Source organism: Sorangium sp. So ce887 (assembly GCF_051521455.1).
In the GTDB taxonomy this organism is placed as follows: Bacteria; Myxococcota_A; Polyangia; order Polyangiales; family Polyangiaceae; genus Sorangium.
Genome location: NZ_CP150354.1, coordinates 2,316,457 through 2,330,977, shown reverse-complemented (window position 1 = coordinate 2,330,977; position 14,521 = coordinate 2,316,457). Strand labels below are relative to the sequence as shown.

Annotated in this window: 12 protein-coding genes; all 12 read right to left on the bottom strand. The window is 72.4% G+C overall.

Going from position 1 to position 14,521, the window contains the following annotated elements:
- Positions 1–1,131: a phospho-N-acetylmuramoyl-pentapeptide-transferase gene (gene mraY / locus WMF36_RS08755; protein ID WP_437488378.1), complete on the bottom strand. Its 1,131-nt coding sequence runs from the start codon at positions 1,129–1,131 to the stop codon at positions 1–3.
- Positions 1,128–2,732 (bottom strand): UDP-N-acetylmuramoyl-L-alanyl-D-glutamate--2,6-diaminopimelate ligase, encoded by a 1,605-nt coding sequence (locus WMF36_RS08750; protein ID WP_437579160.1) that lies wholly within the window; start codon positions 2,730–2,732, stop codon positions 1,128–1,130. The genes mraY and WMF36_RS08750 overlap by 4 nt, the downstream gene beginning before the upstream one ends.
- The gene (locus WMF36_RS08745; RefSeq protein WP_437579159.1) at positions 2,729–4,816 is read right to left on the bottom strand and encodes a penicillin-binding protein; all 2,088 of its coding nucleotides are present in this window, start codon (positions 4,814–4,816) and stop codon (positions 2,729–2,731) included. The genes WMF36_RS08750 and WMF36_RS08745 overlap by 4 nt, the downstream gene beginning before the upstream one ends.
- On the bottom strand, positions 4,813–5,166 hold the full coding sequence (locus WMF36_RS08740) for a hypothetical protein (protein WP_437579158.1): 354 nt from the start codon (positions 5,164–5,166) through the stop codon (positions 4,813–4,815). Before WMF36_RS08740 ends, WMF36_RS08745 begins: the two co-directional genes overlap by 4 nt.
- Entirely contained in the window at positions 5,163–6,107 is a 945-nt protein-coding gene (gene rsmH / locus WMF36_RS08735) for a 16S rRNA (cytosine(1402)-N(4))-methyltransferase RsmH (RefSeq protein WP_437579157.1), read from the bottom strand. Before rsmH ends, WMF36_RS08740 begins: the two co-directional genes overlap by 4 nt.
- On the bottom strand, positions 6,104–6,562 hold the full coding sequence (gene mraZ, locus WMF36_RS08730) for a division/cell wall cluster transcriptional repressor MraZ (protein WP_061609428.1): 459 nt from the start codon (positions 6,560–6,562) through the stop codon (positions 6,104–6,106). Before mraZ ends, rsmH begins: the two co-directional genes overlap by 4 nt.
- Positions 6,563–7,068: 506 nt before the next feature.
- Positions 7,069–7,473, bottom strand: coding sequence for a cobalamin B12-binding domain-containing protein (locus tag WMF36_RS08725; protein WP_437579156.1), 405 nt, complete (start codon positions 7,471–7,473; stop codon positions 7,069–7,071).
- An 85-nt stretch (positions 7,474–7,558) separates the two neighbouring features.
- Complete coding sequence (locus WMF36_RS08720) at positions 7,559–9,586, bottom strand: GYF domain-containing protein (protein ID WP_437579155.1); 2,028 nt, start codon at positions 9,584–9,586, stop codon at positions 7,559–7,561.
- Positions 9,587–9,658: 72 nt separating this feature from the next.
- Positions 9,659–11,311 carry a response regulator gene (locus tag WMF36_RS08715; protein WP_437579154.1) on the bottom strand — a complete coding sequence of 551 codons (1,653 nt, stop codon included), beginning with the start codon at positions 11,309–11,311 and terminating at the stop codon, positions 9,659–9,661.
- 327 nt (positions 11,312–11,638) lie between these two features.
- A complete protein-coding gene (gene tgt, locus WMF36_RS08710; RefSeq protein WP_437579153.1) occupies positions 11,639–12,760 on the bottom strand; it encodes a tRNA guanosine(34) transglycosylase Tgt in 1,122 nt (373 codons plus the stop codon).
- Complete coding sequence (queA, locus tag WMF36_RS08705) at positions 12,757–13,902, bottom strand: tRNA preQ1(34) S-adenosylmethionine ribosyltransferase-isomerase QueA (RefSeq protein WP_437579152.1); 1,146 nt, start codon at positions 13,900–13,902, stop codon at positions 12,757–12,759. The genes tgt and queA overlap by 4 nt, the downstream gene beginning before the upstream one ends.
- Positions 13,903–13,911: 9 nt before the next feature.
- A complete protein-coding gene (locus tag WMF36_RS08700) occupies positions 13,912–14,289 on the bottom strand; it encodes a response regulator (protein ID WP_437579151.1) in 378 nt (125 codons plus the stop codon).
- Between the last annotated feature and the right edge of the window lie 232 nt (positions 14,290–14,521).

Here is a 14,521-nt window from a genome sequence, read left to right as displayed (position 1 = left end):
TCAGCGCAGCTTCATCGACGCCAGGGAGACCAGCGCCAGGAGGATGGAGATGATCCAGAAGCGGACGATGATCTTGGGCTCCGCCCACCCCTTCTTCTCGTAGTGGTGGTGGATCGGCGCCATCAAGAAGACGCGCTTGCCGGTGAGCTTGAACGAGAGGACCTGCGTGATGACGCTGACCGTCTCGATGAAGAAGATGCCCCCGAGGATGATCGACAGGAGCTCGTTCTTTGTGAAGACGGCGAGCATCCCGAGCCCGCCCCCGAGGGCGAGCGACCCGACGTCCCCCATGAAGACCTGCGCGGGGTACGTGTTGTACCAAAGGAAGCCGATCCCCGCGCCGATGACCGAGCCGCAGTACACCGACAGCTCGCCGGCCGACGCGATCGCCGGGATGTCGAGGTAAGTCGCGAGCGAGAAGTTCGCGATGGAGGCGCCGACGATGTACGCGAGGATGAGGTACGTCCCCGCGTTGATGATCACCGGGCCGATCGCGAGGCCGTCGAGGCCGTCGGTGAGGTTCACGGCGTTCGACGTCGCGACCACGACGAAGACGGCGAACGGGACGTAGGCCCAGAGCGGCAGCTCGATCGGGAACTTCGAGAACGCGACGAACGGGATCGAGAGCCGCGTCCTGATCTCCACCCAGTCCGGCGGGAGCTTGGACGCGAGCAGGAACGTGTACGCCACGGCCGCGCCGCCGATGAGCACCTGGCCGATGAGCTTGTAGCGGCCCGGCAGGCCGCCGCTGCTCCGCCGCTTGATCTTGAGGAAGTCGTCCAGGTAGCCGATGACGCCGTAGCCCGCGGTCACCGCCGTCGTCGCGAGGACGAACGGGTTCCTGAGGTCGGCCCACAGCACGGTGGGGAGCAGCAGCGAGAGCAGGATGAGCGCGCCGCCCATCGTCGGCGTGCCCGCCTTGATCTTGTGCGTCTCCGGCCCCTCGGCGCGGACCACCTGCCCGATCTGCTTGCGCCGGAGCTCGCGGATGAACCACGGCGCGAGCACGAACGTCAGCACCATGGCGGTCATCGTCGCCATGATCGTGCGGAACGGGATGTAGCGCAGGACGTTGAGCCAGCTCAGCCAGCCGTAGTGGAACTTGAGCGGGTAGAAGAGCTCGTAGATCATCCCGCACCTCCGTGCGGCTGCCGCTCGGCCTGGACCCGAGCGCGGCGGGCGGCGAGCGCGCGGCGCGCCTCGTCGCGGTCGTCGAACGGCAGCGTGACACCGCCGATGATCTGGTACGGCTCGTGGCCCTTGCCCGCGATGAGGACCAGATCCCCGGGCTCGGCGTCGAGCACCGCGCGCTCGATCGCGCGCGCTCGATCGAGCTCGACGACGACGCGCGCGCGCCCGGCGGCGAGGCCCGGCAGGATGGCGCCGGCGATCGCGCGCGGATCCTCGCTCCGCGGGTTGTCGTTGGTCACGATGGCGACGTCGGCGGCGAGGCTGACCGCCTCGCCCATCTGCGGCCGCTTCAGCGGATCGCGGTCGCCGCCGCACCCGAAGACGCAGCAGATGCGCCCGCCGCCGAGGGCGCGGACGCTCGCGAGCACGCGGGCGAGCGCGTCCGGCGTGTGGGCATAGTCGACGAGCACGATCACATCGTCGACGCCCGGCGTGTCGCAGCGCTCCATGCGGCCCGCGACCTGGATCGGCGACGAGAGCGCCGCGGCGGCGTCGTCGACGTCGAACCCGAGCAGGTAGGCCACGGCGAGGGCGGCCAGCAGGTTCGACGCGTTGTACGCGCCGAGCAGGTGGGAGCGGATGGTGACCTCGCCGGCGGGCGTGCGGGCGCGGAGGAAGATGCCGCGCGCGTCGTGCGCGAGCTCGACGGGGGCGATCTCGGCCGCGTCCGGGCCGGCGCCCACCTCCGTCGAGTAGCGCGCGAGCGTCGCCGCCGCCGGACGCGAGAGCCCGCCCGGGGCGATCCTCTGGACGAGCTGCCTCCCGAACGGATCGTCGACGTTGATGACCGCGGCGCCGGGGCCGAGATCCACGAACAGGCGCGCCTTCGCCTCCGCGTACGCCTCCATCGTGCCGTGGTAATCGAGGTGATCCTGGGTGAGGTTCGTGAAGACCGCGATCCGGAAGCGGACCGCGTCGACGCGCTTCGCGGCGAGCGCGATCGACGAGACCTCCATCGCGAGGTGCGTCGCGCCGCGGTCGACCATCGCGGCGGCGACGCGCGCGAGCTCGTCCGCCTCGGGGCTCGTGTGCGAGGCGTGGACGTCGAGATCGTCGAAGCGGTAGCCGAGCGTCCCGACGATCCCGGCCCGACCGCCGCACCGGTCGATGCAGGCCTGCACGAGGTGGGCCGTCGTCGTCTTGCCGTTCGTTCCGGTGATGCCGACGACCTCGAGCGTGAAGGCCGGGTGTCCGTAGGCCACCGCGGCCGCCAGGGCGAGCGCGAGCGGCACGTCGGGCACCTCGACGCGGGCGGCGCCGAGCGTGTCGGCCGTGCTCCCGCGCGCGAGGATGACCGCCCGCGCGCCGCGCGCGACGGCCTCGGGGATGAAGTGCTCGCCGTGCACCCGCGCGCCCGCGCGCGCGACGAAGATGTCCCCCTGCCCCACCTTGCGCGAGTCGAGGTGCACGCCCGTCACGAGCAGCTCCGCGGCGCCGGCGGGAGAGAGCGCGGCGCCCGGGATCTCGCGCAGCACATCGCCGAGACGAAGCGCGAGCTCGACCTCGGCCACGCCGGCCTCGTTGGGGTCGCGCGCTGTCATGTGGGGGGCTCGAAGATCAGCTTCAGGGGCGATCCCTTGGGCAGCACGGTCCCGGGCGGGGGCTCCTGGCGCGTGAGCCTCCCCGTGCCCTCGACGCTCGGGTCGAGCCCGAGCGTCGCCGCGCTCCTCACCGCCTCGCGCTGCGGCAGGCCGGTGAGATCGGGGACGCGCAGCTCCCCCGTCTTGAGCGGCGCCGACGGCGTGACCACCCCCGCCGAGATCGGCGCCGCCGCGGCGCGCGCCTCGCTCAGCACCTGGTAGGTGTTCGCCGCGATGTCCTCGCCCGACTGCTCGGCGACCTCCGACAGCTTCATCGGCACGCTCCCGCGCGGGGTAACGCCCAGGTAGCGCAGCGCCATCTCGCCGATCCGCCGGAAGACGGGCGCCGCGACCGAGCCGCCGCCGTAGGTGCCGCCCAGGGGCTCGTCCAGCACCACCGCGATGGCGAGCCGCGGCCGCTCGGCCGGGACGAACCCGACGAATGACGCCACGTAGTGGGTGTCCGTGTACTTGCCCGTCGCGGGATCGATCTTCTGCGCCGTGCCCGTCTTGCCCGCGACGCGGAAGCCCGGGATGGCCGCCTCGACGCCGGTCCCGTCGCCCTCCGTCACCGCGACGAGCATCTCCGACACCATCCGCGCGATCGACGAGGGGACCGCGTCGCGGCGCACGCGCGGCGACGGCTCCGACAGCGTGACGCCTGTGCCGTCGGTGATCCGCTTGATCAGGATGGGCTCGAGCAGCCGCCCGCGGTTGGCGATCGCCGCCGCGGCCATGGCGAGCTGCAGCGTGGTCACGCTGATCCCCTGGCCGAACGCGGCCGACGCCGTCTCGACCTGCACCCAGGGGCGGCCGCGCGGCCGGAGCACGCCCACGGACTCGCCCGGCAGCGGCACGCCGGTCAGGTCCCCGAAGCCGAACCGGCGGAAGCCCTCGTAGAGCCGCTGCTCGCCGAGCCCGAGCGCGATCTTCGCCGTGCCGATGTTGGACGACTGGCTGAGGATCTGCGGCAGCGTCAGCCACTTGTGCACGTGCGTGTCGTGGATCACGACGTTGTCGATCGCCATGTTCCCCTCCTCGCAGTAGATGGTCGCGCTCGGAGCGACGCTCTTCGCCGCGAGCGCGCTCGCGATGGCGAACATCTTCACCGTGGAGCCGGGCTCGAAGCGATCGACGACGCAGCGGTTGCGCCGCGACCCCGGATCGCTCTGCGAGTAGTCGTTCGGGTTGAACCCCGGGGAGCTCGCCATGGCGAGGACCTCGCCGTTCTCGGGGTTGACGACCACGATCGAGCCGCCGATCGCCTCGTAGGTCTTCATCGCCGCCTCGAGCTCGCGCTCGGCGGTGAACTGGATGCCCTTGTCGATCGTGAGGTGGACGTTGTGCCCTGCGAGCGCCTGCTCGTCCTCGATCCCCTCGGAGAAGATGAGCCGGCCCGATCGATCCCGGAGCCCGCGCACCTCCGATGCGTTGCCGCGGAGCTCGTGCTCCAGGCTGAGCTCGATCCCCTCCTTGCCCTCGCCGTCGGTGGCGACGAAGCCGAGCAGCGGGCCGGCGAGCTCGCGGTTCGGGTAGAAGCGGCGCCCCTCGCCCTCGATCACGAGCCCGCGCACCGGGTAGCGCTGCGTCCGGTCCCCGAGCGCGCGGACGCGCTCGACCTCCTGCTCGGAGACGCGGCGCTTGAGCCAGGCGAAGCGGCGCCGCCGGCTGAGCTTCTCCACGACGTCCTCGGCCGGCAGCGAGAGCGCCTGCGCGATGCGCTCGGCGTACTGCTGGATCCGCATCGGGACGTACTGCTCGTCGACGCCACGGAGCATCTCGACCGCGTCCACGGAGACGCTGGGCACCTCCACGCTCTCCGCGAGCGGCGCGCCGTTCCGGTCGTAGATGGTGCCGCGCTTCGGCGTGATGTGGAGCCGCCGCTGGCGCTGCCGCTCCGCGAGGTCGTACCACGCGTCGCCGTCCTCGACCTCGATGCGGTAGGCGCCGTTCACGACGCCGCCCAGGCCGAGCGCCATCAGGCCGCAGAGCAGCCCCATGCGGATGCGGATCCACCGCGCGCGCCGGGGGTCGAGGTTCCTCATTCCCGGCGCCCCCCGCTCGGCGGCGCGCTGCCGGCCTCCCCGCTCGTCGGATCGCGCTCGGGCGGCGCCGTGTAGCCCCGCACCGGGATGACCCGCTCGGGCGGGGGCGGCGTCATGCCGAGCAGCGAGCGGGCGACCATCTCCACGCGCTGCGGCGTCTCGTAGCTGGCCGCCTCGAGCGAGAGCACCCGCTTGACCTCGCGCAGCCGCGCCTGCTCGGCGCGCGCCCGACCGAGCCGGTAGCCGAGGTCGACCGTGCGCCCCCTCAGGGCCAGGTGCACGACGAACGCCGCCACCGTCGCGGCCACCGCGAGCGTCCAGAGCACGAGGAACGGGCGCTGCTGCGTCACGCGAGCGCCTCGCCGGAGACCCGCTGCGCGGCGCGGAGCTTCGCGCTGCGGGCCCTCGGGTTGTCGGCGATCTCGTCGTCGCCCGCGGTCACCGGCTTCTTCGTGAGCGGCTGCCAGACCTCGGGCTCGCGCAGCGCGCGCTTGACGATGCGGTCCTCGAGCGAGTGGAACGAGATCACGGCGAGCACGCCGCCGGGCGCGATGATCCTGGGCGCCGACTCGAGCAGCGCCTCGAGCTCGTCGAGCTCTCCGTTCACGGCGATGCGCAGCGCCTGGAACGTACGCGTCGCCGGATCGACGCCGCCGATGCGCGCCGGCCCGACCGCGCGCACCACGGCCCGCCGCAGGTCGAGCGTCGTCTCGAGCTCGCCGCTCTCGGCCGCCTGCTTGATACAGCGGGCGACCCGCCGGCTGCGGCGCTCCTCGCCGTAGCGGTAGATGAGGTCCGCGAGCTCCTCGTCGCTGAGCCGCTCGATGAGCTCGAGCGCCGTCTCGCCGCGGCTCGGGTCCATCCGCATGTCGAGCGGCCCCTCGGCGCGGAAGCTCATGCCGCGGGCCGGGTCGTCGAGCTGCATGGAGCTCACGCCGATGTCGGCCACGAGCCCGTCCACCTGCGGGACGCCGAGGGCGGCGAGGTGCCGCTCGATCTCGGAGAACGCGCCGTGAACGTAAGTCACCCGCTCCCCCATCCGGGCGAGCCGGGCGCGCGCGATGGCGAGGGCGCGCTCGTCGCGATCGATCCCGATGACCCGGGTGCCGGGCGTCTCGAGGATCGTCGCGGTGTGGCCGCCGGCGCCGAGCGTCGCGTCGACGTAGACGCCCTGGCTGACCGGCGAGAGGGCGGCGAGCACCTCGCGGCCGAGGACGGAGACGTGCTGCTCGCCGCGCGGGCGCGGCGGCGGAGGGGGCAGGTGCATGGGGACTACATTGACGACGTTCATAGGCGGAACTGCTCCGCGATTGCTGTCTTGAAGCTCTGAAGCTCGACCTCGCTCATCTGCTGAGCGGCCTTCCACCGCTCCGTCGACCAGAGCTCGATCGTCTGTCCCATCCCCGCCCACAGCACGTCTTTCGTGAGGCTCGCGTGCTCGCGGAGCGACGGCGGGATGAGGATCCGGCCCTGCTTGTCGAGGTCGCACTCGACAGCCGCGGAGAGATAGCGACGCCGGAATGCGACCACGTTGGAATCGAACTGCGGCAACGCTGCAATTTTAGCCTCCAGCTCCTCCCAGGCCTTCATCGGATACGCGTGCAGGCAGGGGTCGAAGAGGGCCGGGGTGATGACCATGCGCAGGTCGTTCGCGGCCGCGAGCACATCGCGAAAGCGCGAAGGGAGGCTCGTGCGCCCCTTCGCGTCGATCGCGTGCTCGAAGTGACCGCGAAACATCGTGCTCATCGACCCCAGCTCCGGCTGGCCTGTCCCGCCGAGGGCTTGGCGCCGCGTTGCTCCACCGGGCGCACGCCGCGTCGTGACATTCTCTGCCACTTCTTCCCACGAAGCTCCGCCACGCTACGGAGGGAGGTGACGAGTGTCAACAGTTTGGGAGATTTCTGGACCTCATCCGCCACCTATGTAGGACACCTACCCCCAAGGTAATACCCCACAAAACAGCGCGAAATCTCGCGATCCGGCGGCAGACCCAGGTCCGTGGGAGGAAGTGGGGGGCCGCTCGATGGTAAGGGCGACCGCCGCAGGCGGACGCTGGCAAGGCGGAAAGGAAGCGAGGCGGATCGCCGCCCTGGGCGCATGACGTCGCGCCCCGACAGGCGGGTCTACGCCGGATTACCGGACGGGCTCAGCGAGCCGGTTGCCCGGGAGGAGGTCCGGCGGGGAGGCGTGCGGTGGAGGAGAGTGGGGGCCCGCGCGGTGGGGGAGAGTGGGGACGCGCGCCGCCGCGGCGGTCAGCCGTGGGGGGTCACGTGGGTCTGGACCCACTCCACGATGCTCTTCAGGGTGGTCCCGGGGGTGAAGACGCCCTTCACGCCGGCGTCCTGGAGGCGCGCGATGTCCTCGTCCGGGATGATGCCCCCGCCGAACACCACGATGTCGTCGGCGCCGTGCTTGCGGAGGGCCTCGAGGACGGCGGGGAAGAGGGTGTTGTGCGCTCCGGACATGATCGACAGCCCCACGGCGTCGACGTCCTCCTGCACGGCGGCAGAGGCGATCATGTCGGGGGTCTGGTGCAAGCCCGTGTAGATCACCTCGAAGCCCGCATCGCGGAGCGCCCGGGCGACGACCTTGGCGCCGCGGTCGTGGCCGTCCAGGCCGGGCTTCGCCACGAGGATGCGGACTTTGCGCTCTGCCATGATCGCGTCGATTACCGCCTGCCCGGGCAGGCGTAAAGCGCAGCGCCCCGGCGACGTGGGCCTCCCCTCCCCAGGGAGCGTGTGCTCACTGGGCGGCGAAGACGAACGGAATGGTCACGGGCGTGGAGCCCGAGGACGGGGGAAACCGCCAGGACTTGATCCGCGAGCCGATACAGCTCGCCAGGCCGGGGTAGTCCTTCTCCGAGCCGCCGGCCGAGACGGACTGGACGGCGCCCGTGGCGCCGATGACCACGGAAGCCGAGACGCGGGCGGTGGTGGATGCGTTGCGGTCGCGCGCGTCGAGGGCGGGCTGCCAGCAGTGGCGCCGGACGCTGGGCCGGTTCGCCTCGACGACGCCGGCGATCTCCCCTTGAGAGAGCTGGCTCAAGCCGGAGCCGGCGCCCTGGCTGCCCGGCCCTGACGTCGGGCCGGGGACCGCGGCGCCGAACCCGGATCGGTCGAGCGGAGCAGCGGTCGCGGAAGCGACGGGCTTCTCCGGCTGGGGGCGCTGGCTCGCCACGGCGCCCGGCTTGCCGGGCGAGGCGGGCTCCGGTCTGGCAGACGTCGTTTCGGCCGTCGGAGGCGTCTCCGGCTCGATGCTCGGCGGCGGCGGAGGGGCGGCCGTGGGCAGGTCGGCCGGGTGGCTCGGCGGCGGGGTCACGACCTGCACTTGGGCCTGCTGCGGCTTGGGCGACAGCAGGACATAGGCGGAGACGCCGCCGAACGCCGCTGCCATGGCGATGAAGGCGTAGGCGAGCGGGCTCATGCCCGAGCGCCGCCTCGGCGCGACCGTCTCCACGAGGCTGCCCGGGTTGGCCACGAGGGGGGCGGGCTCCGCGGAGGAAAGGCCACCGGCCGGCGCCGACGTCACAGCCGGCGGGCCGCCTGCGCGGGCCGTTGTCGAGGGCGAGCCGCCGAGGGCAAGGCCGCCTGCGCCACGAGCGACGTCGGCCGAGACGGGCGGCGCCAGCTCGGATCTCGGCGCGGGGACGACGGCAGCCGCCGGCCCGGCCGCAAACGGATCGGCCAGCACCTCGATCGGCGCCGCGCCCGCGGCGTGGGCCCGCGCGGCGCCCCCAGAAGCGTCGGGCCACGCGGCCGGCGCGCTCGCAGCGGGTGTCCCTGCCGCGGAGAAGGCAGCGACCGAGCCGACGCCCACCGACGACCGCTCGCTCAGGCCGGGAGGCTCCGGCTCGCGCGTCGTCGAGCGCACGGGCGCGGCCGCAGCGAGCGGAGGGACCCTCGCCGACGAGGGCGCCTTCGTCGAGGGCGGGACCTGCTGTTGGCTGACAGAGAAGCCCGTGCTGCTGGTGCGGCGCGCGGGCGCGGACACGCGGGTGGACTGGGCCTGGGTGACGATCTCGAGCAGCTCCGGGAAGTTCTTGAGGGGCAGCCACTCGTCGAAGCCCTCGCGCCAGACGAGCGAGTCGCCGTCCACCGCGCCGGCCAGCGCCTTCTCGCGGATGACGGCGAGCCGCACCGGGCCGAGCGGGACGCCGCCGACCCCGACGTACCAGTCCTCGCTCGTCGTCGTGTGCGCGGCCGGCGTCTTCCCGAGCGGCCGGTCGTTGGACATCGATCGCGTGAACACGCTGGCGGCCCCCGCCGGCGGCATGGGCTCCGCCCGGGCGGCGGGCGCCGGCTGAGCGGCCCGCGCCGCAGCGGGCGCCGGCTGAGCGGCCCGCGCCGCAGCGGGTGCCGGCGGCGCAGGCGCCGGGCGCGGGCTCGACACCGGTCCGGGCGCGGCGCGCGGCGCCACCGGAGGTCGAGGCGCGCCCCCCGGGCGCGGGAGGGCCTGCGATGCCGGCCGGGGCGGCGACGGCGCGGCGCCGTGGCCCAGGGCCGAAGCCGGCGGCGGCCTCGGGACGCTCGCGCCACCGGCGCCGGCTCCGGCGGGCGGCGCCTCGTCGCTCGGAGGGGCGATCTGCGCGTCGTCGCCCGCCGCGCGCGGCGGCTCGACCGGGAGAGCCCGCGCCACGGAGCTCTCGGTGACGCTCGCGCTCACCTGAATGAGGTGCCCGCATCGCCGGCACTGCATCCGCACCATCTTGCCGGCGACCTTCTCGTCGCCGATCTGGTACTTGGCCTTGCAGTTATCGCAGATGAATTTCATCCAAGGACGCGCCTGCCGGTGGAATCGGCGCAGTCTACGACAGCTTGGCCCCGGACGACATGGGGTAGGCGGTCAGAGCAACCCGAGCAGATGCTCCTTGATGGATTGCCGCGTCGGGTCATCGGGCGCGACGCCCAGGGCGCGCTCCCACGTCTCGATGGCTTTGTTGCGGAACCCGGCCTTCTGGTAGAGCACGGCGAGGTTCTTCAGCGCGGGGAAGTGCTTGCCGTTGATGTGCAGCGCCGTCTCCAGCTCCTGGATGGCGTCGTAGAGCTGGCCCTGCTTGCCGTAGAGCAGGCCGAGGTGGAAGTGCAGCCGGTAGGCGAGCGGATCGATCGCCGTGCCCTCGCGCAGGTGCCGCACGGCTTTATCGAAATCGCCCGCGCGGTACGCCGCGATCCCCGCGGCGAGGAGGCGCTCCGCCTCTGCCGAAATCCGGTCCTGATCCCCGCGGATCGAGCGCGCCTGGAGCGCGTTCTCCACGGCGGCGACGACATCGGCGACGCGGAACGGCTTCTCGATGTAGGCCTCCACGCCGTAGCTCGACTTCAGGTCCTCCGCGAAGCGCCACCCGCGGTAGACGGCCGAGATCATGATGATCGGGATGTGGCCGTAGCGCTGCGTGCCCTTCATGCGGCGGGCGATGTCGAAGCCATGCACCTCGGGCAACATGGCATCGAGGATCATCACGTCGGGCGGATGCTCCTTGACCATGCGCAGGGCGAGGAGCCCGCGGTCGGCCTCCTCGACGCGGTACCCGCGCTCCTCGAAGATGCGGCGGAGCAGCTTCCGGATCTCGGGCTCGTCGTCGACGACCAGGATCGTGGTCTGATCGCCCTGCGGCGCCTTGCTCGCGCCCGGGAGCGACTCGACCACGGACAGGTCGCGGTCGGCGGTGCCGAAATCCGTGTCCGTGAGCTCGTCGGCTGCCGCTGCCCTCCGCATGGCGTCGTCGACGACGAGCGGCGGCCCCGCCGAGGACATGCGGCCCGGCGAAGCGGCGGCGCGCGGGCTCGGTTCGTCGGTGAGATCGGCGAACGAGATCTCCGCCTCGTCGCGCGAGCGCTCCGGCGCGGATCGCGCCGGCGGCGGGGCGCTGGGCGCAGGAGGGGGATGGGCCACTATCGCCGGCGGCACGGCGGACGCAGACCGGCGCGCCGCAGGCTGCGCAGGGGCGGGCGCGGGCGGCGCTTCGGGAGCAGATGCCGCCGCGGCGCCGAGCCCGGCCCGCTTCAGCACCTCGGGCGGGCACTTGGCGCCGACGTAGAACGGCTCGCCCTGCTCCTTCATGTCGTAGGCGGCCGCGATGGTCCGCACGAGGGGGCCCGCGAGCGCGATGTACGGGAAGACGCGCTTGCCGGTCACGAACTCGAGCTCGTCGATCACCTTCTTGTCGGCGGGCGCGGCCATGGCCACGAGGATGCGGTCCTCGCGGACGAGCACGGGCAGGAGCTTGTGCTTCGCGGCGATCTCGCGGGGCAGGATCGAGAGGTCGCTCAGCTTGATGCAGACCTGGTTGAGATCGATGCCAGGAACACCGCTCTGCTCGGAGAGGGCCTTCAGCGCAGCGACCTCGGAGACGGTGCCGCTCTCGATGAGGTTCGTGGCGAGGGGAACCCCCTTCGCACGCGCATCGAGGAGCGCTTGTTCGAGCTGGGGCTGGGTGACCGCCCTTTGCTGGAGGAGGATGCGTCCGAGCGGCTTCTTGTTGGCGTCTTGCGTCATTCCGCGGGCCGAGTCCGAAGGCTAGTGGACGAGGAAAGCGCGGGCAAGCACGCGACCCGCGCGCGAAGGCGGCCGTTCGGCTGGCACGACCGGCTCGGGCTCGTGCGCCGGCGGCTCGGGCCTACGGCCTGGTCGAGCGCGGCCGAGGCGTCGCCCGGCGCACGCAGATGCGAGCGCGCGGCGCGGCGGAGGCGAGAGCTCACCATCCGCCCATGTTACTCCGGAACCCTCCGGGCAGCGCGGACGTTGCGCCCGCCGCGCGATCCCCGCCGCGCCCGCGTCGGGAGCGCGTCGAAGAGGCCATGGAGACGATGTAGGGCCCCTCGATCACTCGGTCACATCGGGCGCGCCGAGCCACGCGCGGGCGAACGCCGCGTACCGCCCCTCGGCGATGGCCGCGCGCGCTTCGCGCATCAGGCGGCCATACAGGTGGAGGTTGTGCTCCGTCAGCAGGCGCAGCACGAGGATCTCGCCCGCCATGTAGAGGTGCCTCAGGTACGCGCGGCTGTACCCCCCGACGCAGGTCGGGCAGGCGCAGGTCGGGTCGAGCGGAGATCGGTCGTCCTTGTAGCGCGCCTGCTTGATGACGATCTTGCCGTGCTGCGTGAGCGCCTGCCCGTTGCGAGCGTTCCGGGTGGGGAGCACGCAATCGAACATGTCGACCCCGGCGCCGACGGCGTGAATGAGGTCGAGCGGCGTCCCGACGCCCATGAGATAGCGGGGGCGCGAAGGGTCGAGGTGCGGCGCGATCTGCGCGACGACCTCGTGCATCAGCGGGATCGGCTCGCCCACGGAGAAGCCGCCCAGGGCGAGCCCGTCGAACGGCAAGGCGCCGAGCTCGTCCGCGTGCGCCGTGCGGAGCGCGGCCGAGGTGCCGCCCTGCACGATGCCGAAGAGCGCCTGGGTGGATCGCTTGGCGGCGAGGCAGCGCTTCCCCCAGCGCGTCGTCAGGCGGCAGGCCTCCTCGACCTCCGCGTGCGGCGCGCCGCCGGGCGGGCACACGTCGAGCTGCATCGCGATGTCGGCCCCGAGCAGCCCCTGCACCTCCATCGCGACCTCGGGCGTGAGCGCCTTGCGGGCGCCGTCGAGGTGCGAGCGGAACACGAAGCCGTCCTCCGTGAGGGTGCGCCGCTCGGCGAGCGAGAAGGCCTGGAAGCCGCCGGAGTCCGTGAGCATCGCGTGCGGCCAGCGGGTGAACGCGTGCAGGCCGCCGAGCTGCGCGACGAGCTCGGGGCCCGGGCGGAGCCACAGGTGGTACGTGTTGCCGAGGACGATCCTCGCGCCGGTCGCGGCCACCTCGCCGGGGGCCAGCGTCTTCACGCTGCCCTGGGTGCCGACCGGCATGAACGTCGGGGTCAGCACGTCGCCATGCGGCGTGGAGAGCACGCCCGTACGGGCATGACCGTCCCGCGCGAGCTCGGAGAAGGCGAAGCCAGGCGTCCGGCTCATGACGTGCTCGCTCCGGAGATCAGCATGGCGTCGCCGTACGAGTAGAAGCGGTAGCCGGCGTCGATCGCCGCGCGGTACGCGAGGAGCGCGCGCTCGCGGCCGGCGAAGGCGAACACAAGCGCGAGCAGCGTCGAGCGCGGCAGGTGGAAGTTCGTCAGCAAGGCGTCGACGACCTGGAACCGGTAGCCGGGCTGGATCAAGAGGCGCGTCTCCCCGGACTGCGCCCGCACGAGGCCCGCGCGCGCCGGGTCGGCCGCGGTCTCGAGCGCGCGCACCACGGTGGTGCCGATCGCGATCACCGGCGCCCCGCGCTTGCGCGCGGCCGCGACCGCGCCGGCGGTCGCCTCGGGGACCGAGTAGACCTCGGCGTGCATCGGGTGCAGGTCGAGATCGTCGACCGTGACCGGCTGGAACGTGCCGAGGCCGACGTGCAGCGTGACGCTCGCGATCTCGACCCCGTTCGCGCGGAGCCGCTCGACGAGGCCGGGCGAGAGGTGGAGGCCCGCCGTGGGCGCAGCGACCGCGCCCGGGACGCGGGCGAAGATGGTCTGGTACCGCTCGCGATCGGACGCGTCGTCGCCCCGGCCGAGATAGGGAGGGAGCGGGACGTGCCCGTAGGCCTCGATCGCAGCCGCGACGGACAGCCCTGCCGGCGAGGAGAGCTGCACCGTGAGCACCCCGTCCTCTGCGCGCTCCAGCACCTCGGCGACCAGCGCCCCGTCGCGCTCGAGATCGAGCACCGCGCCCGGGCGGATCGGCTTGGACGCGCGTCCCATCGCTCGCCAGCGCTCGGGGTGCGCCGCGCCCTCGCGGGGCCCGCCGGCGAGCTCGCGGGGCCCGCCGGCGGGGTCCTCCCCCCCGGCCGGCGCCTCGTCCAGCCGGTGCAGCAGGAAGAGCTCCACCTGCCCACCGGTGCCACGCTTCTTACCAAACAGCCGGGCGGGCACGACCTTCGTGTCATTGACGACGACGAGCGCGCCGCGCTCGACGTACCGGCCGAGATCGCGGATCGCGGCGTGCTCGACGTCGCCGGCCCCGCGGCCGCGGTCGACCAGGAGGAGCCTGGCGCCGTCCCGCTCCTCGGGGGGCCGCGACGCGATGAGCGCTTCAGGGAGTTCGTAGTCGAGCAGCTCGCAGCGCACGCCGCGCTACTAGCACGACACGGGCGTGAGCACGTTCGTCTTGGCGCGGAGGAAGCGACAGATCTCGCCCACCTTGTACGGCTTCGGGACGAAGGCCACGGCGCCGCAGTCGGCGCGCTCGACCTGGCGCGCGGAGAGGTGATACGCGCTGGAAAGCACGACCCGCACCCTCGGGAACGCATGCCGGATGTGACGCGCGAGCTCCAGGCCGTTCAGATCCGGCATCATCAGGTCGATCATCGCCACGTCGACCGGGGAAGAGCCGAGGACGCGGTTCGCATCCTGGAACGAGGCGGCGAACACGACCTCGAACCCCTCGACGCTTAGCCCAGCTGAAAGGGCGCGACGCTGGGAATTCTCATCGTCCACGATCAGCATGCGGGCCATTAAGCGTCCTCCTGCGGCGAGCGCCGCCAACCATGACTACGCCTATCGGTCTAGGACCTAGCAACTACCGGGCCAAGCTGACAAATTATCGAGTTGCTGTTATCGACGCCGAAGTGAAACAGAAGCGCACAGTCTACATCGGCTGACCCATTGCACTAAGGCAAATCCCGACGCCCTTACATTGCAAAGATGCAAGCCAACGTGGGCTAGCTACCCTGATTTACTACCGAGT

Coding starts and splice junctions, on each gene's coding strand:
- mraY (WP_437488378.1), bottom strand. CDS start 1,131: ATGATCTACGAGCTCTTCTACCCGCTCAAGTTCCACTACGGCTGGCTG.
- WMF36_RS08750 (WP_437579160.1), bottom strand. CDS start 2,732: ATGACAGCGCGCGACCCCAACGAGGCCGGCGTGGCCGAGGTCGAGCTC.
- WMF36_RS08745 (WP_437579159.1), bottom strand. CDS start 4,816: ATGAGGAACCTCGACCCCCGGCGCGCGCGGTGGATCCGCATCCGCATG.
- rsmH (WP_437579157.1), bottom strand. CDS start 6,107: ATGAACGTCGTCAATGTAGTCCCCATGCACCTGCCCCCTCCGCCGCCG.
- mraZ (WP_061609428.1), bottom strand. CDS start 6,562: ATGAGCACGATGTTTCGCGGTCACTTCGAGCACGCGATCGACGCGAAG.
- WMF36_RS08725 (WP_437579156.1), bottom strand. CDS start 7,473: ATGGCAGAGCGCAAAGTCCGCATCCTCGTGGCGAAGCCCGGCCTGGAC.
- WMF36_RS08720 (WP_437579155.1), bottom strand. CDS start 9,586: ATGAAATTCATCTGCGATAACTGCAAGGCCAAGTACCAGATCGGCGAC.
- WMF36_RS08715 (WP_437579154.1), bottom strand. CDS start 11,311: ATGACGCAAGACGCCAACAAGAAGCCGCTCGGACGCATCCTCCTCCAG.
- tgt (WP_437579153.1), bottom strand. CDS start 12,760: ATGAGCCGGACGCCTGGCTTCGCCTTCTCCGAGCTCGCGCGGGACGGT.
- WMF36_RS08700 (WP_437579151.1), bottom strand. CDS start 14,289: ATGGCCCGCATGCTGATCGTGGACGATGAGAATTCCCAGCGTCGCGCC.